Origin of the sequence: Haladaptatus paucihalophilus DX253, assembly GCF_000376445.1 — an archaeon.
Lineage (GTDB): Archaea > Halobacteriota > Halobacteria > Halobacteriales > Haladaptataceae > Haladaptatus > Haladaptatus paucihalophilus.
This window is the reverse complement of sequence record NZ_AQXI01000001.1, coordinates 1,398,242-1,416,595: the sequence shown is the minus strand read 5'-3', so window position 1 is coordinate 1,416,595 and position 18,354 is coordinate 1,398,242. Positions and strand designations below refer to the sequence as shown.

The 18,354-nt window shown below is 62.9% G+C and carries 22 protein-coding genes; 7 read left to right on the top strand and 15 right to left on the bottom strand.

Going from position 1 to position 18,354, the window contains the following annotated elements:
- Positions 1 to 141 precede the first annotated feature (141 nt).
- Positions 142 to 381: a hypothetical protein gene (locus tag B208_RS0107965; protein ID WP_232423750.1), complete on the top strand. Its 240-nt coding sequence runs from the start codon at positions 142 to 144 to the stop codon at positions 379 to 381.
- A gap of 19 nt (positions 382 to 400) precedes the next feature.
- Here B208_RS0107965 and B208_RS0107960 read toward each other — a convergent pair whose 3' ends face one another.
- The 4 genes from B208_RS0107960 to B208_RS0107945 form a co-directional block, all read right to left on the bottom strand.
- Positions 401 to 814, bottom strand: a complete 414-nt coding sequence (locus tag B208_RS0107960; RefSeq protein WP_026177778.1) for a DUF7124 domain-containing protein — start codon at positions 812 to 814, stop codon at positions 401 to 403.
- 60 nt (positions 815 to 874) lie between these two features.
- Positions 875 to 1,129, bottom strand: a complete 255-nt coding sequence (locus tag B208_RS0107955; protein ID WP_007977003.1) for a hypothetical protein — start codon at positions 1,127 to 1,129, stop codon at positions 875 to 877.
- Between the two features lie 77 nt (positions 1,130 to 1,206).
- Entirely contained in the window at positions 1,207 to 1,416 is a 210-nt protein-coding gene (locus tag B208_RS0107950; protein WP_007977006.1) for a hypothetical protein, read from the bottom strand.
- Positions 1,417 to 1,550: 134 nt separating this feature from the next.
- A complete protein-coding gene (locus B208_RS0107945) occupies positions 1,551 to 2,792 on the bottom strand; it encodes an NAD(P)/FAD-dependent oxidoreductase (RefSeq protein ID WP_007977007.1) in 1,242 nt (413 codons plus the stop codon).
- Between the two features lie 113 nt (positions 2,793 to 2,905).
- Here B208_RS0107945 and B208_RS0107940 point away from each other — a divergent pair, with 113 nt between their 5' ends.
- A complete protein-coding gene (locus B208_RS0107940) occupies positions 2,906 to 3,490 on the top strand; it encodes a DUF6149 family protein (RefSeq protein ID WP_007977009.1) in 585 nt (194 codons plus the stop codon).
- A gap of 10 nt (positions 3,491 to 3,500) precedes the next feature.
- Here B208_RS0107940 and B208_RS0107935 read toward each other — a convergent pair whose 3' ends face one another.
- The 4 genes from B208_RS0107935 to B208_RS0107920 all read right to left on the bottom strand — a co-directional run bounded on the left by B208_RS0107935 (position 3,501) and on the right by B208_RS0107920 (position 7,373).
- Positions 3,501 to 3,938: a universal stress protein gene (locus B208_RS0107935; protein ID WP_007977011.1), complete on the bottom strand. Its 438-nt coding sequence runs from the start codon at positions 3,936 to 3,938 to the stop codon at positions 3,501 to 3,503.
- A gap of 75 nt (positions 3,939 to 4,013) precedes the next feature.
- The gene (locus B208_RS0107930; RefSeq protein WP_007977013.1) at positions 4,014 to 4,661 is read right to left on the bottom strand and encodes a DUF5828 family protein; all 648 of its coding nucleotides are present in this window, start codon (positions 4,659 to 4,661) and stop codon (positions 4,014 to 4,016) included.
- 105 nt (positions 4,662 to 4,766) lie between these two features.
- On the bottom strand, positions 4,767 to 5,936 hold the full coding sequence (locus B208_RS0107925) for an inorganic phosphate transporter (protein WP_007977015.1): 1,170 nt from the start codon (positions 5,934 to 5,936) through the stop codon (positions 4,767 to 4,769).
- Positions 5,937 to 6,002: 66 nt separating this feature from the next.
- A complete protein-coding gene (locus B208_RS0107920) occupies positions 6,003 to 7,373 on the bottom strand; it encodes an NAD(P)/FAD-dependent oxidoreductase (RefSeq protein WP_007977017.1) in 1,371 nt (456 codons plus the stop codon).
- A gap of 218 nt (positions 7,374 to 7,591) precedes the next feature.
- On the opposite strand from B208_RS0107920, the gene B208_RS0107915 reads away from it, so the two are divergent.
- A complete protein-coding gene (locus B208_RS0107915; RefSeq protein ID WP_007977019.1) occupies positions 7,592 to 7,825 on the top strand; it encodes a hypothetical protein in 234 nt (77 codons plus the stop codon).
- Between the two features lie 359 nt (positions 7,826 to 8,184).
- On the opposite strand, the gene mptA is transcribed toward B208_RS0107915, so the two are convergent.
- Positions 8,185 to 9,120: a GTP cyclohydrolase MptA gene (gene mptA, locus B208_RS0107910; RefSeq protein WP_007977022.1), complete on the bottom strand. Its 936-nt coding sequence runs from the start codon at positions 9,118 to 9,120 to the stop codon at positions 8,185 to 8,187.
- A 48-nt stretch (positions 9,121 to 9,168) separates the two neighbouring features.
- On the bottom strand, positions 9,169 to 9,993 hold the full coding sequence (locus B208_RS0107905) for an NAD(+)/NADH kinase (RefSeq protein WP_007977023.1): 825 nt from the start codon (positions 9,991 to 9,993) through the stop codon (positions 9,169 to 9,171).
- Between the two features lie 167 nt (positions 9,994 to 10,160).
- Here B208_RS0107905 and B208_RS0107900 point away from each other — a divergent pair, with 167 nt between their 5' ends.
- Entirely contained in the window at positions 10,161 to 11,255 is a 1,095-nt protein-coding gene (locus B208_RS0107900; protein ID WP_007977025.1) for a KaiC domain-containing protein, read from the top strand.
- Positions 11,256 to 11,620: 365 nt separating this feature from the next.
- Here B208_RS0107900 and B208_RS0107895 read toward each other — a convergent pair whose 3' ends face one another.
- From B208_RS0107895 to B208_RS0107885, 3 genes are all read right to left on the bottom strand, one after another.
- Entirely contained in the window at positions 11,621 to 11,968 is a 348-nt protein-coding gene (locus B208_RS0107895) for a hypothetical protein (protein ID WP_007977028.1), read from the bottom strand.
- A 78-nt stretch (positions 11,969 to 12,046) separates the two neighbouring features.
- Positions 12,047 to 12,469, bottom strand: coding sequence for a universal stress protein (locus B208_RS0107890; protein ID WP_007977030.1), 423 nt, complete (start codon positions 12,467 to 12,469; stop codon positions 12,047 to 12,049).
- A gap of 58 nt (positions 12,470 to 12,527) precedes the next feature.
- Complete coding sequence (locus tag B208_RS0107885) at positions 12,528 to 14,357, bottom strand: ATP-binding protein (RefSeq protein ID WP_007977032.1); 1,830 nt, start codon at positions 14,355 to 14,357, stop codon at positions 12,528 to 12,530.
- 171 nt (positions 14,358 to 14,528) lie between these two features.
- On the opposite strand from B208_RS0107885, the gene B208_RS0107880 reads away from it, so the two are divergent.
- Entirely contained in the window at positions 14,529 to 14,864 is a 336-nt protein-coding gene (locus B208_RS0107880; RefSeq protein WP_007977034.1) for a DUF7113 family protein, read from the top strand.
- Here B208_RS0107880 and B208_RS0107875 read toward each other — a convergent pair.
- Positions 14,858 to 16,108: a DNA double-strand break repair nuclease NurA gene (locus B208_RS0107875; RefSeq protein WP_007977036.1), complete on the bottom strand. Its 1,251-nt coding sequence runs from the start codon at positions 16,106 to 16,108 to the stop codon at positions 14,858 to 14,860. The two genes, B208_RS0107880 and B208_RS0107875, sit on opposite strands and share 7 nt — an antisense overlap.
- Here B208_RS0107875 and B208_RS24280 point away from each other — a divergent pair.
- Positions 16,107 to 16,280: a hypothetical protein gene (locus B208_RS24280; protein WP_007977037.1), complete on the top strand. Its 174-nt coding sequence runs from the start codon at positions 16,107 to 16,109 to the stop codon at positions 16,278 to 16,280. The two genes, B208_RS0107875 and B208_RS24280, sit on opposite strands and share 2 nt — an antisense overlap.
- 316 nt (positions 16,281 to 16,596) lie before the next feature.
- Complete coding sequence (gene gpmI / locus B208_RS0107860) at positions 16,597 to 18,117, top strand: 2,3-bisphosphoglycerate-independent phosphoglycerate mutase (protein ID WP_007977041.1); 1,521 nt, start codon at positions 16,597 to 16,599, stop codon at positions 18,115 to 18,117.
- Here the strand turns inward: gpmI and B208_RS0107855 are convergent.
- The gene (locus B208_RS0107855; RefSeq protein ID WP_007977043.1) at positions 18,114 to 18,311 is read right to left on the bottom strand and encodes an HVO_0649 family zinc finger protein; all 198 of its coding nucleotides are present in this window, start codon (positions 18,309 to 18,311) and stop codon (positions 18,114 to 18,116) included. The genes gpmI and B208_RS0107855 overlap by 4 nt on opposite strands.
- Positions 18,312 to 18,354: the final 43 nt, after the last annotated feature.

Below are 18,354 nucleotides of genomic sequence, written 5' to 3'. Positions count from 1 at the left end.
TTGGTCGTCGTCGGAGCCGATTCGTTCGCCCGACACGTACCGCGACCGTACAGATAGTGCTCAATAGTCCTCCCCCGTTCCAGCCCACGATACATACCCCTCTTAGCGAGCTATTTGATGGCGGAAAAAATACTGACTGCTATGGCACAGGCCAGCGGGGTTCCCGACCGACTGCGCCCGATCGACGAACGAATCCTCCGACTGCTCGACGCGGAGGGGATACAGGTTCGAATCGACATCGAACGACGACTGTCGCTGTCCAACTGCGTCACCGCGACTCGCTGTCGTTCCCTCGTCGAGCGCGACCTCGTTCGGAACTCGAACTGGTGCTGTTATCAGATAACCGAGGAAGGGAGACGACGGTTGCGGGCGGACCGCTGACCGAGTAGCGATTCTCCGGCTACGGCCAGTCGTCGCGCACGTCCTCTTCGTTCGCCGTCCCTTCGCCGTCGTCGTCGGACGCGAGGTCCCACTCGGCCGCCTCGGCGGCGTCCTCGACGTGGAGGAACTCCCAGTCGTGCTCCTCGGCGAGTTTGCGGTCCTCGTCGGTCACGCCGACGAAGACGTGGCGGTCGGTGTCGAACTGCGATTTCACGCTGTCGAGGCTCTCGGCGCGTCCTTTCGGGCCGGAGAAGAAGTCCTGTCGGATGCGGTTCTTCCGGGTGAAGTTCGTCACCACGTAGGTCGGTTGGTCGGAGATGACGCCGACGTACCGCGTCCAGCGTCGGGCGTCTTCGAACACCGCTCCGGGACTCGCCAACGCTTTGAGCGCGGACAACTCGAACGCCAGCGTCATCTCGCCGCTTCCGCTCATGCTCATGTCCCTACATCCCGTCCTGCGGGAGAAAACGGCTTCGGTTGCTCGTTCGCCCGGTCAGGGCACGTCGATTCGGTAGTAGTCGTCGAACACCACGAGGGCGTCGGTCGTGAACTCGTTCGCCACCGCTTCGCCCATCCTCACGACTCGCTCGCGGCCGTCGATTTCCGCGAACACCTGTTGAGTCGCCTCCGAGAGTTCGTCGAAGTGGTACACCCGAACGCCCGCCGGAACGGTTTCGGTTCGGGTGATGGTAAACGCCGTCTCTCCGGTCGATGCGGACCCGAGACTACTCGTGCTGTTCGATGCCATTGATACATGTTACCAATTGACTTAGCACCTCTTAAACCTTGTGGCAATTGTCTCGAAAAAACGTGATGGTTCTCTCGCTACGCGAGCAGTACCCGGAAATAACCGGTGTACTTCACGAATTCGCCGTCACTGAACTGTCCCGCTGTCTCCCAGTCGATGAGTTGTTCGCCGCGTTCGACGACGCTCGGGAAGTGCCCTTTCGCGTCGTATTCGAGTTCGTCGTAGTGTCGAACGCGCGCGTCGTTCGGAATCGAATCCACCGGTTCGACGGCTATCTTGGGTTTCACGAATTCTCCCGACCGAGCATGGCCAATGATACCAACTGTCGTGGTAGTACTTAAATCTTCACGTCGTGACAGCTATTGATTTTATCTACATCAAACGACAAAAATACAACCTCGAACCGCTCCGCACTACGGCCTCACTGTTCCTGCTGGGGTGCGAGTTTGTCCGGGTCGAAATCCTTCTCGAGGAGGATTTCCTTCTGGTCGGCACACTCGACCTCGTTGCGGATGAGGTCCTTGTACTTGCCCTGCGGGGCGATATCGCCGATGAGGACGCCGCCGATGAGTTTTCCGTCCTTGAACGAGAGGCGACGCCATTCGGTCTCGCTGTACTTCTCCTCGCACTCGTCGTCGCCCATCGTCGGGAAGCCGAAGGAGAGGAACGGGAAGTCGAAGTGAGTGATGGAGTACGACGAAACCCAGCGGAACTCCTCTTCCTCGTCGTCCGCGACCATGTTCTTCGCGGCGATGACGCCCTGCTGTTTCGCGCTGCCCCACGACCCGTTCTGGGCGTACTCGTCCAAGATCACGTCGTAGAAGCGCGTGATGTCACCCGCGGCGTAGATGTCGTCCACGTTCGTCTGCATGTACTGGTCCACGACGACGCCGTTGTCCGTCTCGACGCCGCTGCCCTGCAGATACTCCGTGTTGAAGTTGAGGCCGATTGCGATGCCGACGAAATCGCTCTCGTACTCGTTGTCGTCCGCGTCGATGGTGGCGACGACGTTGCCGTCGTCGTCCGTCTTGAAGCCGTTGACGCCGCTTTCGAGGACGGGTTCGACGCCCTTCTCTTCGAGCGCGTCGTGAATGATCTCCGCACCGTCGAGGCTCAGGCCGTAGCGCCACCAGCGGTTGCCGCGCATGATGTACTTGGCTTCGACGTCCTGTGCGGCACAGATGGCGGCGAGGTCGATGCCGAGAAGACCCGCACCGATGACGGTCCCGGTGTCCGACGCTTCCGCGTGTTCGGCGATGCGTCGGGCGTCCTGAAACGTCCAGAAGTGGTGGATTCCGTCGGCGTCGCTGTTGTCAACCGGAAGCTGGGTCGGCGTCCCGCCCGTGGCGACGAGGAGTTTGTCGTAGGTGTAGATCCCGCTCGCGTGGGTGTGGACCTCGTGTGCGTCCGGGTCGATGTCGGTGACGAACGTGTTCAGTTCGAGGTCGATGTCGCGCTCGTCGTACCATTCCGGTTCGTGAATGGAGATGGGCGCTTCGGGGAGTTTGCCTTTGGCGAATTCCTTGATGAGAATACGATTGTACAGTGCTTCGCCCTCATCTGTGATGACGGCGATGTCGGCGTCGGGTTTTTCCTCGCGGATGGTTTCGGCCGCGGAACTGCCCGCGATGCCATCCCCGATGATCACGTACGATTCGCTCATGTTTGGGACGTTCTTCGTCGGGGTTAAAGTGGATTGCTATCTCGATATCGCTGTCAAACGCCAACACACGCCTGAGTCGGGACGTTGAAGACCGTCGCGTCCCAAACACGGGTATGAAAATCCGTCAGAACGCGCGCCACTTCGCGTCGAGAAAAGCTCTCGAACTGCCCGTCGTCAGCGACGTGGTGAAGTCGAAACTGGTGGACATGCACACGGGTATTTTCCTCAAAAAAGCCGAGGAGGGACGTCGAGAGGAACGCAAGGAACGACTCGACGCCTTCTTCGACGCGACGATGGATTCGTACCTCGCGGCCCTACAGGCCGGTGCGCCGGAGGCGGAAGCCCGCGAAATCACACACATCCAGTCGAACTTCGACTTCTACAACCACGGCTGGACGGAGATGATGGAGTTCCCGAGCGACGAACTCGAAGAACACTACGAGCGCTACGAGACGTTCTTCGCCGAGCACGACATCACCATCGCCGACCCGCTGGGCGAGTTCGCCCCCGACGAGATGCCCGACGCGCCGTCCACGCCCGAAAAACTGGACGACCCGGAACACCCGTTCGCGGAAGGCGGCTTCGCCGACGACGTGTACGTCCAAGGCGACGACGGTGAAATCCGAGTCGGCGGCCAGGACGACCCCGAGAACGTGGACATCTCGGATGCGGTCGGCGTGGACGAAGGCGAAGCCTGAATCCGTCCACCTACTCCTCCGCTTCCCCCAAGCGAATCGTCAACACAGGAACGTCCGCCCGCCTGAGGACCTTCTCCGTGACGCTCCGACGAAGCGGATAGCGAATGCCGCCTCGTCCGTGCGTTCCCATCACGATGAGGTCGATGTCCTGCTCGTCCGCGTACCGTAAAATCGCGCGGTGCGGTTTTCCTTCGGCGATGGACCCCGCCGCCGTTCTGATTCCCTTCTCACGCGCCCGGTCGAGCAGCTCCTCTACCTGCCGCTTCGACTCCGGGCCGAACTTCTCGTACATCGACGTGCGTTTTTCCCCATCCTCGCCGCCGCTCGCACCCACGACGGAAAGCGTGTAGAGCGCGGCGTCGTACGTCTCCGCGACATCGAGTGCGTACGGAATCGCGTTTTTCGCCGCCGTGCTGCCGTCGATGGGAACGAGGATTCGGTCGAACATGATAGCTCATCCACGCTCCGGCCATCAATAGAAGTAGCGTCGAGTTCCGAGCCCCGACCGACGAACCAAACTCCGTCACTCTACCGGGTCGATTCCCTCCGCGGCCTCGACGGACTCGGTTTCCTTTTCGGTTTCGCCGCGCCAGCGGTCTATCTCCTCGTCGTACCGCTTCAGCCGGTCGCTGACGCGGGCCTTGAGGTCGTCGTCGTTGACGTTCACCTCGAAGGTGTATCGGTTTTCGCCCCGGCCGCGTTCGACGTTCGCGCTCACCAGTTCGTTGTCGAAGTAGGCTGGCGACACCTGCGTCATGACGTGTTTGTACACCGTCTCCTCGACGGTTCGAAGCGCCTTCCGTCCCGCCGTGTCGGCCGCCCGAGTCGCGTACTCGATGGTGCCTTTCCCTTCTTTCAACGCATCGTCGATGTCGCCCTCCGCGAGTTCGGACACCGTGTCTTCGAGTTCTTCGCGCGCCGTTTCCGCGTCTTCCGTGGACGACTTCCCCGCCTTCTCCCCCTCGCCACGCGCCGCACTCGCCTGCTTCGCCGTCTTCTCGTTCACGTCCTCCCTGAGTCGCTCGCCCGCTTTCGGCCGCCACTCGTTCCACTCGTCGAAGTCGTGACCCTCGATTCCCTCCTCGTCGAGCGCTTTCGTGATTCGCTCGCCGTGTTCGACGATGGCCACCCAGTCCCCCGTCTCCTTGAAGCCAGCAATACTCTCCTCCATACGTCGAGGTATGTCAGCGACGGCTATCTACGTTTCCGACGGGTTCTTGCCGGTTCAAGGTTGAGATAACGCTCCTCCGCGAATCGTTAGCCTCGATACGTCGGACTATAGCATTCCGACCCCGAGGACCGCCCCGTAGGCGAGCGCGAACGAGAGGAGCAACGAGACGAGCCATCCGAAGACGGTGTAGGACATCTTTCGCTTGCTGATGCGTCCGCCTCCTGCGGCGTAGCCGCTGCCGATGATGGCGCTGACGACGATTTCGTTGAACGAGACGGGGATGCCGAACAGGACCGCAGTCTGTGCGATGGCGAACGCTGGGATGAGCGCGGCGGTGGCCCGCCGTGGTCCGAGCGAGGAGAAGTCCCGCGCGAGGGCTTTTATCATCCGCGGCGCACCCATCCACGCGCCGAACATCACCCCGAGACCGCCGAACAACAACACGACGGCGAGCGAGAGTCCGATGGGTATCACCAGCGGCGCGAGCGGTCCCACGGCGAGTCCGACCTGACTGCCCCCCGCGGAAAAGGAGACGAGCGCGCCGATGCCGAACAGGAGGTGTCGCTGCCCCGCCCGTACGTCCGCGCGAACGTCCACCAGGAGCAGACCGCCGATGACGAGCGCGACGAACAGGGTCGCCACGGCGACGCCGGTGAACTCCGGGAGCGGTAAACGCTTCGCGGCTACCGCCGCAATCGACGCGCCGCCCGACTCCGGAGCGAGGACGGTGAACGGCGAGTTCGCGAGGACGAGTCCCACGATGGCCCCGAACAGGGGAATCGAATACTCGTCGGGCACGTCGTCGCGGCGAATCAACCGAGCGAGGAGATACGCGATGCCGCCACAGAACAACGGTGTCAGGACCCACAGCAGCAGTATTTGCTGATATTTCGCGTAGGCTGGCGTCCCACCGAGGGCCAGACCGACGCCGATGACCGCGCCCGTCGCCGTGAACGCCGTCGCCAGTGGGTACCCCGTGAATATCCCGACGGCGACGAGTCCGGCGGCGACGAGGAGCGCGATGACGGCCGCAATCGGGGTGAGTGCCACGCCGTTAATGAGTCCGGCGGAAATCGCTTCCGTAACGTTCGCGCCCTGTAAAATCGCTCCCAGTATCCCGAACAGACCGGTGAAGAACGCCGCCCGCATGACCGTCGTGGTTCGAGCGCCGACGCCCGGTGCGTACGGTGTCCATCCGGCCCCGACCGTCCACGCCATGAAGAAGCTCGCCACCGCGCCGATACCCACGACCGCCAGCTGCGCTGTCCCCACCATGCAGACTACCGGCGACGAACTGGCAAGACCCTACCCGTAGCGTATTCCGGGAGGTTATTACCGGTACTACTCGTCGTCCGGACTGACGACCACTTTCTTCCCGGAAATTCGGTCGGCACACTCGTAGCCAGCGACGATGCCGCCGTTCAGACTGCGCTCGGGATACTGGGCCTTGCTCGCCATTCCGGCGTAGTAGATGCCGTCCGCAATGTCGTCGCCGAGGTCGTAGGGGACGACCATATCGAGGTAGCCGCGCTCGTACACCGGCGCTGCGCGCGGGTTGCGCGCGAGGCGGAAGTTCGTCACCGACGAGCGGTCCCACTCGGGGAACATCTCCTCGATGTGACTCAACCACAGTTCCTCAACCTCGTCGTCGTCCAGTTGCCACAACTCCTCCTCGTAGTCCTGAATGTAGCTGGCGACGTAGAGCAGGTGGTCGCCGCCGTACTGCTCCGGCGGGATGTAGTTGGTGTGTTCGATGAGCGCGCCGAACGGCGCGTCGTGGCCGATGTTGAGCCAGTAGGTGTCGGTCAGCGGTTCGTCCATCGTCACGAGCGCACAGACCGCGCCTTGGAAGTCGATGTCGCACTCGTAGCCGGTTAAGTCTTCGAGGACGTTCGGCATCGCGGCGACGACGACGCTCTCCACGTCGTGCGTTTCGGTTGCGGTGCCGCCGTCGGCGGCCGCGACCTCGGCGCTTTCGGTCGCTTCCGTCGTCAGGGAGGTGACGTGCCCGTCCTCGGCATCGAGGTCGGTGACGTACACGCCGGTCGTGATGTTCTCTCGTCCGACTTCTTCGACGAGCGCGTCGATGAGCCGTCCGAAGCCGCCGCGGAGGTAGCCGAGCGGTTCGCCGCGGAGCAGGTCGCGCTCGCCGCGGAATTTGATGCGGCCGAGCAGCCACGCGGCGCTCACCTTCTCCTTTTTGCTCCCAAACTTCGCGTCCAGCAGCGGGCCGAAGAAGTTCTCGTAGACGCCCCGCGAGGTGTGTTCCACCAGGAAGTCCTTGATGGGAACGTCCTCGTAGTCCTCCAGTCGCTCGTAGCTGTCGAACTTCGGAATCCCGCCGCGAACGTCGATTTCCTGCGTGAGCATGCCGAGGCGGAACTTGTCGTAGAAGCTCATGTGCGGGTAGGCGAGAATCTCCCACGGCTTGTCGAGGGGATGGACCACGCCGTCCATGTAGTAGGCGTTCTTGCCGATGGGCCAGTCCAAATCGTCGTCCAGTCCGAGTTCCTCGATGAGGTCGATGATGGTCTGCTCGGACGCGGAGAGGTGGTGATAGAACTTCTCGATGCGGTCCCCGTTCGTCTCGTAGGTCGCGGCGAGTCCCCCGAGGTCGTCGCTCGCTTCGAATACTTGCACGTCGTAGCCGTGCTGTTGGAGGCGGTAGGCGGCGGCCAATCCGGCGATTCCCCCGCCGACGATACCTATCATAAAAGACGGATTCGTTGTCGCATGGAATACGTCTTACGACCCCGCAATCCGGGAGGTTCGTTTTTCGGACGGGTCGCTCACGCGAAGATTCCACGCCCGGTGCTGAACGAAAGACCGCCGCGGGCCTCCTTCCCGCTGTTCTCGTGGCGTTCGAGCGACTCTCGAACTCTCGTACTGATGCACAACGTATTTGGTACTGTCACATCCTCCAGTATACAATGTCACCCGATACACCCGCGTCCCCTTCCTCCCGTTCGTTCGGCCCACTCCTCGTCCTCCGGCGGTCCCTCGGTCGGCACCTCTTCGGTCTCTTCCTCGCGTTCATCGCGGTCGAAATCATCGATTGGGCCATCGACCCGCATACGGTTCCCACTTCGGGCGTCATCTACGGCGCTATCGGCGTGTTCGTCCTCTGCAACGGCCTGTACGTCGGCGGCGTCCGAATCCGGTAGCGACATCGTGGTGAACGTCGGGACCACGACTACCGAGCGAAAGCGACCGAACCGAGGGCGAAACGCCGTTTTCACGGCCGCCTTCGGGATGCGCGGTGAGGACGCCCGAGCCATACGGCGATGGCGTCCGAGCACCGGGGAGGTCAGGGGCCGAGCGGACGGACGGCCGTGCGGTCCCGGCCGTCCGTCCGCGGTGCCGGTGCGGTCACGGTCCCCCGAAGTTGCAATTACGGTCCCCCGCAGTTGCGGTCACGGCGGACGAGTTCGCTCACGATACCGAACAGCCACGTGCCTCCAAAACGCTACACGTTGTCGCCGAAAAGAAGGATACCTCGGGAAAGAAACGGCGAAAATCTACGTCACTCGCTCGATTCGGCGACTTCCTCGCGCAACGTGGCCACTTCGGCCACGCGCTCGGCGTGGGCGTTGTGCTGGTGGATGGATTCGTCGTTGCTCTGTTTCATCGTCACGACGGCGTCGTCGGGCAGGTCGGAGAACGTCTCCACGACGCCGTGGGCCATGTCGCGCACGCAGTCCTCGACGAACTTCGCGTCGGCGTGCGCCTGAAACGTCATGTGGTCCTCGTCCGGGCGCTTGGCGAGGTTGTAAATCCGGGCGCTCATCGAGTCGCGGGCGACCTCGATGAGTTCGTGGAGGTCCACTTCGGGCGCGCCGGAACTCTCGACGGTGAGGGTCGCGTGGCCGCGTTGGGAGTGGCCCGCCTGCGGAATCTCCCGTAGGAACTCCTTCACTTCGCGCTCGCCGACGCCGAGGTCGAGGAGTTTCTCCTTCGCGCGGCCGCTCATCATACCCTGCGAGCAGGGACAGACCGTCATGCCCGTGACGCGCGCGCCGATTTCCTCGGTCGTCTCCTCCTCGGTCGCGGTCGCGCTGGCGATGATGTCCACCATGGCCTGCGTGGGGCGCTCGCTCTCGGGCGTCGTGTCGCGTACCATGAACTCCGCCTCCATGCTGACCTCCGCTTTCGAGGTGTACTCGTGCTTTTCGAGCAGTCGCTCGGCGGCGTCGCCGCACACGTCTTCGAGTCGGTAGGTCGGTTCGCTCACCGCGTCTTCGAGCACTTCGTCCACGACCTCCATGTTTCGGCTCATGTCCGCGCCTTTCCGCCAGCTCGGGAGGTCGACGAGCACGTCGAACTCCGCGGTGAGAACGTAGGGTCGTTTGTCAGGTCGGGCGACTTCGACCAACTTCTCGACCCCCGTCACGCCGACCCGATTCAACCCGACGGTCACGTCGGGTTCCGTTGCCTGTACGTCTGGGAGTTGCCCTTTCATTGTCGTTCCCTTGTGAGCAACGGAATTAGAGGCTTCCGCTTCCGGCAGTCAGTCTAACTTTCCGAGGGCTTCGAAGAAGTTCGGCGACGGCCCGGCGATTCGGGCGGGTTCGGACGCGAGCGAGACGGTAATCGTCTCCGGCGGTTCGATGTGTACTTGCGTCCCGTCGCTGCCGACGACGGCGGCGTCCGCGTTCGACACCTCGACCACCACCTCGTGGTCCGGTTCGAACACCAGCGGCGGCATGGGATGTGACGCGCACATCTCGGTGAGTATCAACCCGTTCACGCCGGGGTGGACCAGCGGCCCGCCTTCGCTGAGATTGTACGCGGTGCTCCCCGTCGGCGTCGAAACCAATAGGCCGTCCGCGTGGCCGCTGTTGTACTCCACGTCGTCCACGTGAACTTCGTAGTCGAGTCCCTGTCCGTGTCCGCGCTGTGCGCCCTGTATCACGATTTCGTTCAGCGCGGGGTGGACCGACCAGTCGCCCTCCCCGTTCGCACGGAGGCGGGGCACTTCCCAGGACGGTATCTCGCCCGTCTCCAGATACTCCGCGACGACCGCGCCGACTTCGGCCACGGCGTCTTCCGGCGCGACCGCGTTCAGAAATCCGACTTCGCCGAGGTTGACGCCGAGTATCGGCGTCCCGCCCGCACCGCTCGCCGAAAAGAGGAAGGTGCCGTCGCCGCCGATGCTGACGACCAGATCGTTTTCGGCCATCCGGCTCACGTCCACGCCGTCGACGCCCAACCGCTCTGCGGTCGCGGCGTCGATGTACACCGCCACGGAATCGTCTCTGAGCGTTTCTCGGAGCCGTCCCGCGAGTGTCGCGGCCCGCTCGTTTCCCCGCTGTGCGACGATACCGACGTTCATCACGGCCTCGTTCTCTCCCGGTGCTCAAAAAGCCGCCGACACGAACATTAATTTACGACGGGTGCCAGTGACAGGACGATGAGAACTGTCGCTCGGAACCGGACGCGGACGACCGGGTTATCGGTCCGCGGTTCACGCCGAATCGAAGCCGATGCGGAGGGACTGACGTGAGCGACGACGACGATTGGTTCGAGGCCGCACTGCGCGACGACGAGGAATCCGATGACGAGGAATCCGTCAGCAAGGAATCCGTCGATAGGAAAGCGGACGGAACGGAAGCGGACAGTGACGCCGATGAAAACGCGGTCGAGGGAAATGCGACCGACGACGCACCGGACACCGGCGACGACCCGCTGTTCGAGGACGATTTCGCCAGCGCGTTCGCCAGCGCTCCCGGTGCCGGTGGAGGAAGCGAACCGGACTTCGACGGCGGTGACGGATTCGACGGCGGCGAATTCGGCGGTGGCGGTTTCGACGACGGATTTGGTGGCGAAGGCGGGTTCGACGCTGGCGGTTTCGGCGGTGGCGGCAGTAGCTTCGACGACGAGGCGTTCGAATCCGCCATCCCGCGCATCGACATCGGCATCGACGGCCTCGACAGCATGATCCACGGCGGCGTCCCCGAACGAACCCTGATGGTCGCCATCGGCAACGCGGGGACCGGGAAAACCACGTTCGGACTGCAGTTTTTGAACCACGCCCTCTCGAACGGCGAAAAGGCGGTCTACGTCACGCTGGAGGAGAGCCACGAGCGAATCGTCGCCAGCGCGACCGAGAAGGGCTGGCCCTACGACGAGTACGTCGAGAAGGACCGCCTCGCGGTCGTGGACTTGGACCCCATCGAGATGGCCAACTCGCTGTCGAGCATTCGAAGCGAACTCCCCGGCCTCGTCCGCGACTTCGGCGCGTCGCGGCTCGTCCTCGACTCCGTGTCGCTCCTCGAAATGATGTATCAAGGGCAGGCCACCCGCCGCAACGAGATTTACGACTTCACTCGAAGTCTCAAGGAAGCGGGCGTGACCACCATGCTCACGAGCGAAGCCAGCGACGAGAACCCCTACTCTTCCCGCCACGGTATCATCGAATACCTCACCGACGCCGTGTTCGTCCTCCGCTACGTGCGCAGCACCGACGACTTCCGCGAGACGCGACTCGCCATCGAAATCCAGAAAATCCGGGACGCGAACCACTCCCGCGAGATCAAACCCTACGACATCACGAACGAGGGCATCAGCGTGTATCAACAGGCCAACCTCTTCTGACGCACCTTTTTATTGCGAGGGTCGCTCCGCGACCCTCGATAAAAATCTGCACCAAAAGCACTCCTCACCCCCTCCGGAAGACCGGGGGTCTTCCGTGCCTTGCTTCACTTCGTTCAGCAAGACTCTGGGGGTTCGTCGGCCCGGAAAATCTCCGATTTTCCGGAGGACGTGCTAGCGACTGGCGGTTGTGTCACCTGCTGTTTCCGGTAGCTGTGAAAATGAAGATTCCAGCGGTTGCGAAGGGGCTGTTTCTGGCGGCTGTGTCGTTGGCTATCGTCCGCGATTGTAAAAATCCCGACCCTCTTGGAACCGCTAGGCGTGACGGAAATGGTGTGCTGAATACGGAGGACGGTCAATCGCTCGGTTCAGTCTATCGAGAACGTCGTCAACGGATAGCGTCGGCTACCTGTGAAATAGAGGAGCAGAAGCGCTACACCGATCAGAAAGCCAGTTGCGAGGTTCACCGCGAGCCATTCGTACGGAGAGACCGCGACCGGCCGGGGCTTGATGACCTGAAAATACACGTATCTCAGTTGACTCGAAAATACGTGCGGGACGAGGAATCCAACGAAACTGAGGGCACCAAATACGACTGTCTGAAGGAGTCGTCCTTTCACCGGTATCTCCCGCCGAGCGCAGTCCAGATACACGATACTCGAAACGGCTGCACCGACGACAAGTCCTCCTATAAATAAAATTTCGGGGATGGCCATGGCTGTAGTCGAGTTATCAAATGGTATTCATTATATAAAAACCATACATTCTGACCCTTCCGGTTCAGTTATGAATGATTATCGAACGACCGTCACGGGGACGGGCGACCGCCTGACGACCGTTTCGGCGACGGACCCGAGCAGGATGCGCGAGACGCCCGAGCGTCCGTGGCTTCCCATGACGATGTGGTCGAACTCCTCGCCGAACTCCACGATGGTCTGGGCGGGTTGCCCGACTTCCGTCGCCGTCGAGACGCTGGTTCCGTGTTCGGCGGCCATCTCCTGTGCCTCCTCGAAGAGCATGGCGGCGTTCTCCTTCGACTCCTCGTACCACTCCTCCGAATAGCCGGGCATGCCGACCGTGGACGTGTAGCCGACGTCGATGGGGTCGATGACGTTGATGACGGTGATATCGGCGTCCGGAAACTCAGAAAACGTGTACGAAAGTGCCTCGGTCGCCTGTTCCGACCCGTCCAACGGAACGAGGATTTTCTTTCCCATATCGAATATTACGCGTTCCTGTTACATAGCGTTTTGTCTCTCCGCGCGCTCAAACGATTCAGTCTCGGCCGTGCCGGGTGACACATTTCGGCAATCCGGTGATCTCGACCGGCTCGGAGTTGTCCGGTGAATAGACGACCATCTGACCCTTCTCCATGTACGGCACCTTCTTCTCCAGACTGGTCGGGATGTTCACGCTCTTGATGGCGTCCTCGTCGCCCAGATTGAGGACGACGGTCGTGTTTATCTGCTTGAACACGGATTCGGCGATGTCCTGCGGGTCCTGCGTGATGAGGAACAGGCCGAGTCGCTCCTTGCGGCCCTGCTTCGCCGCGTCGGTGAACTTGCCGATGACCTTCCGGGCCTGCACGCTGTCGGCGTTCGAGAGGAAGTTGTGCGCCTCGTCCATCCCGACGAGGAGCGGCGTCTCCTTGATGGTCGGGAACTCGGGCGCGTTCGAGAGCTTCTCGTCGATGAGGAGGCTCGACACGGCGAGGACGACCATCTCCTTCGCCCGACTCGACGGCAGGTGGTAGGTCGGCACGACCGAGAGCCTGCCGGACCGGACGAACTGGGGAACGAGTTCGGTGATGGACTTCGCCGACTGGTCGAACACGCCGCTCGGCACGGAGCGGGCGCGGCGCTTCACCGCGTCGAACGTCGCCTCGTGGACGCGCCCGGTTTCGTCCAACTCCTCGCGGAGCGCCGGGTCGTCGAGGTAGGAGAGGAACTCCTGATACGTTCCGCCGTCGCCGTGGCTCCGGAAGAACCGATTCAGGAGGTGCGTGAGAGCGCCGTACTGGTTGTCGTTGAGGCTCGCGCCCGCGACGAGCCACTGGTTGTCCCTGACCATCGAGAACGGTATCGTGAACTCGATTTGCTCGGCGTCGTGGTGGCTCGCGGCGTACGTCGAACCGCCGACCTTCGGGACGAACGCGACGGTTTCGTCGTGGCCGCCGTGGGCGATGCCCTCGCGCTCCCACGCGCGCTCGTCGCTCGCCGTCACGTCCGGGTTGTCGTCGTGCATCTGGGCGTACTCGTCCTGCGGGTCGAACTGCACGACGGCCATCCGTGCGTCGCGGCCGTCCTCCATCGGATACGTGCGTTCGTCGGCGAGGTACTGCCGGAGGATGTTCTTCGCGCCGTGGGTCTTCCCGGACCCGGTGCCGCCCGCAACGAGCGAGTGGCGGAAGACGAGCGGGTCGCCCGAGTCGTAATCGTCCGTCACGCGGTAGTCGATGGTCGGCGGCTCCGCGGCGGTTCGAACCTTCTCGCCCCCGACGGAGAGGTGCCCGAGGAACACGCCGTCCTCGGGAATCTTCAGCCCCGTCTTGATTTCGCGCTTGTCGCTCGCCTGTCGGACCACCGTCTCGGGTTTCGGCACGCGGTCGGTCATCCGCCGCTTTAGCTCGCCGCCGTCGGAAAAGAGGACCGCGATGGGTTCGAGCGTCGCCATGAACTTGTAGTCCGTCTCGTCTATCGTCCCGTTGCGCATCGCTCGCCGGGCGTGAATCTCGGTGGCGTCGTCGCTGTGGAACTCCTGTGCGTACTCCAGCGTCGTGATGCGACAGAAGAGCTTCTCGCCGTCGGGATACGGCACGAGCAGGTACTTCCCGATTCGTACGTCGCCGCGGTTCGGCGCGGTGATGTACGCCCGGAGGCAGGTGTCGTCGCTGTCCTCGCCGATTACGAGGCCCTCCGATACGGCGAGACTGCCGAGGCCGCGGTCCTCGCCGATGGGGTCGAGGTCCATGCGGTCGAAGTCGTCGTTTGCCTCCGTCGCGCTCGTTTCGTCCGTCCGCCCTTCGTCGGTTCCTGACGACGTTTCCGACCCCGACGAGTCGTCGGTGTCGCTCCCGTAGTTCGAGAAGTCGCCCAAATCGCTCATGGACCTGCCATCTCGGGCGCGAGTGAAACGTGTTTCGCACGGGACCGGACGTGCGAGTTACTGGCCGACGGCGTGAAACGAACCGAAACGCCCCGTCTTTACCACCGATTGTCGTGATTTGGCACCAAATTCCCCACTTGCCTTTTATTCTCCCACCGCCTATCTATGGGTATGTTGCTCGTTCGTGGTGAGGCAGGCGGGACGACCCTCACGGGGACGTTGTACGAGCGGGGCGAACGCTCGCCCTCGTTCAAGGGCGCGCCGGACGAAGACGCGCCGTACGTCTGGGTCTGTGACGAGTTCTATCAGGTCGAGAGCGGCGGCACCGCCCAGATGGTATCCGGCGAGGAGGTCCACGTCGCGTTCGAGACGCCGATGCCGCGCGGGTTCGACACCCGCGAGCAGGCCCTCGACGCCGCGGAAGAACACGTCAGAACGCAGTTCGCTCGCATCGGCGTGAACGCGGACGACGTGGAGTTCTCGATAGAGAAAGCGGAGCTTCAGTAGTCGAGCCCCCACCGGATGTCGTTGTAGTTCCGGTCGAGTTCGGTATCGAACGACCTTTCGAAGCTCGTTATCAGCGAATCAGTGCTATTTCGACCGATTTGCGCCAGCGAATCGGCCTTCGTGATGACCGTCGGCGGTCCCTTCGAGATGGCGATTTCTTTCAGGAGTTGGCGCTCGATACGCCGCCGACACGTCTCGTCCTCGGTGAAGATCCGCGGTGCTTCTATCTTGAACAGCAATCGCCGCCGAGGGTCGTAGACGACGCAGAACGTCAGTTCGTACTGCTCCGGCGCGTACTCTCGCTCGACGTGCCGTGCGGCCTCCGTGCTCCCGAAGAAGGCGTCGGACCCGGCGCGGGAGACGAACCAGTTCGTCAGGGTCATGTCGTCGGTGAACCGCTCGTACTCCCCGTTTTCGTACTCGCCGCGTTCGAGGACTTGCGAGAAGAAGGCCGCGTCGTGCACCCACGGCGTGTTCACCCCTTTCGCCCGAAGCGTGCGGATGATGGACTTCGCGGAGATGTTCTTGACGAACCCCGCGAGCGGCACGTCGCGCTCGGCGAACGTCTCCACCAGTTCGACGTAGTTCTGCAGAATGGTCCGCACCTCGTCCGACTCCTCGAACAGGTCGGGAAGTATCGACCCGCGGTCGCGCCAGCGGATGATGCCTTTCGGGTACACCGGCCCGTCCAGCAGGAGGAAGTCCGACACGTCGTCGGCGTGGTCGAGCGCGTGCCGACTCTCGGCGCGGTACAGCGCCAGCGCGTGCACGATGTCCCGTTCGTAGTCGTCCCGGCGCGGCGCGTGGACGATGCGTCGCTTGCTCCCCTCGCTGTAGGACTCCCAGTCCGTGCCGAACTCCGTCGTCGCGTCGTTGGTGTGGACCGCCTTGACGATGGTCCGCGACCCGTGCAGGTCGAGGTCCGACGGCGACGAACTCATCGCGGCGTGCGCCACGTCCACCACCAACCCGTTCTTGAACGGTTGCGGGTTGATGGTCCCCGAATCGAGGCCGTGCATCGTCCCGAACTGGTCGGCTTCGAGCGCCAACTCCTCGATGTTGGCGCGCTTCCGACGGAGGTCCGAGAGCGGTTCGAGTATCTCCGTCCCGTCGTGAAACAGCGGGTCGAGGTAGTTCTCCCAGACGTTCCGTGCGAGTTCCCGATGGTCGCGCTCTTCCCCTTCGTACTCAATCCTGTCCGCCAGTTCGGCGATGCCGTCGAAGTGAACGGGGTCGAGTGTCATGCCCGCTTCAACCCGGTCCACCCCGAAAAAAGGTACCGTTCTCCGATTCCCGCGCGTAATCGAATCCGACCGCTTCCGAACCGACGACTGGTCGCTTCCGAACCGACGGCCGACGCTCGGCGTGACCGACGTCCCCGCCGCTACGAAACGATTCGTTTCGGGCGAACGATAGCCCTGCGGCGTCAGTCGCCCGGTCTCTGCCTCGCGAGTATCACCCCCACGACGATGAGTATCCAACCGACGTCGTTTCGATTGGCAATTATCGTCGCACCGGCGGTGATGAGCGCCACGGAAACCCCGTTTGATGGTGCCCTGTTGGGCATAGTATCACCCGTCCCTGTGAACGAGCGACTACAACCAGCACCGCCACCGTAGTTAACGGAATTCTTACGCGGAGTGAAAGTGAACGGAAAACGACCGAGGGGAGACGCCTCCGTTTCAGCGACGCAGGCGAAGAATAGTTACCCCGCGGTGCCGTCGGTTCGCCCATGAAAGCGGGACTCATCGTGCTCGACGGATGGGGACTGGGTAGCGAAGACGGCGGCCGGAACGCAATCGAGGCCGCGGACACGCCGAATTTCGACCGCCTCGCGCGGGACGGCGCGTACGGGACGCTCGACGTGACGGGGCGGCGGGTCGGACTCCCGGACGGCCAGATGGGTAACAGCGAAGTCGGCCACCTCAACATCGGCGCGGGTCGCGTGGTCAAACAGGAGTACACCCGCATCAGCGACGCCATCGCGGACGGCGAACTTGGCGAGAACGAGGCCATCAACGGCGCGTTCGACTACGCCGAGGAACACGGCGGGCGCGTCCACTTCATGGGATTGGTGAGCGACGGCGGCGTCCACTCCGACCAGGAACATCTCTACTCGCTCATCGAACTCGCGGCGGACCGCGGTATCGAGGCGACGACGCACGCCTTCACGGACGGGCGGGACACGCCGCCGAAGAGCGGGGCGGGCTTTCTTTCCAGTCTGGAAGATGTGGTCGAGGAACAGGGGACGGGCGAGATAGCGACCGTCTCGGGGCGCTACTACGCGATGGACCGCGACCAGAACTGGGAGCGGACCCAGCGGGCCTACGACGCAATCGTGAATCGGGAGGCCGAGTACGAGAAGGGGAGCGCCGTGGAGGCCGTGGAAGCGTCCTACGAACGCGGCGACACCGACGAGTTCGTCAAGCCGTCGCTCGTGAGGGGCGGGCACGCGCTGGAGGACGGTGACGCGGTGGTGTTCTTCAACTACCGCTCCGACCGCGCCCGACAGCTGACGCGCATGATTGCGGACATCGACCCGGCGTGGTCGTTCGACACGCACCCGCCGGACGTCGAGTTCGTGACGATGACCCAGTACGACCCCGAGTTCGACCTGCCGGTGGCGTTCCCGCCTCATCAACCCGAAGAGACGCTGGGGGAGGTACTCTCGGAGAACGGCCTGACGCAGCTTCGGCTTGCGGAATCGGAGAAGTACGCCCACGTCACCTACTTCCTAAACGGCGGGCGGGAGGTCGAGTTCGACGGCGAGATTCGGCGCATCATCGAGAGTCCCGACGTACCGACCTACGACCAGCAACCCGAGATGAGCGCCGAAGGCGTCACGGACACCGCTATCTCGGTCATCGACGCCGAGGACCCCGACGTGCTCGTCCTGAACTACGCGAACCCGGACATGGTGGGCCACACCGGGGACTTCGACGCCGCCGTGGAAGCCGTCGAAGCGGTGGACGAACAACTCGGACGACTCGTGGACACGCTCGAAGCCCACGGTGCCCACGTCCTCATCACCGCGGACCACGGCAACGCGGACGACATGGGGATGCCGGACGACCCGCACACGGCGCACACGTACAATCCCGTTCCGCTCGTCTACGTCTCCCCGGAGGGCGACGACGGCGGAAAGAGGGTTCGGAGCGGCGGGTCGCTCTGTGACCTCGCGCCGACGCTCCTGTCGCTCATCGGCGTCCAGCAACCGGCGGAGATGACCGGCGAGTCGCTGTTGGAAAACTAGTCGTACCGGAGGATGCGCGTGTCGATGGCGTCACAGCGCGGGCAGAGGTGTTGGTAGTGGATTTCCCGTCCTCGTTTCGTGACGCGCCAGTTACCTTCCGTATCGACGTAACCGCACTCGATGCACTTGCGCTCCTTGTCCTCGTAATGCTGTCGTAGCCGGTCGAACGGGGAACGGCTGGATTTGGCTGCCATGTGGTAACGTATGGTATGGCACTGCATAACTATAACGATTTTT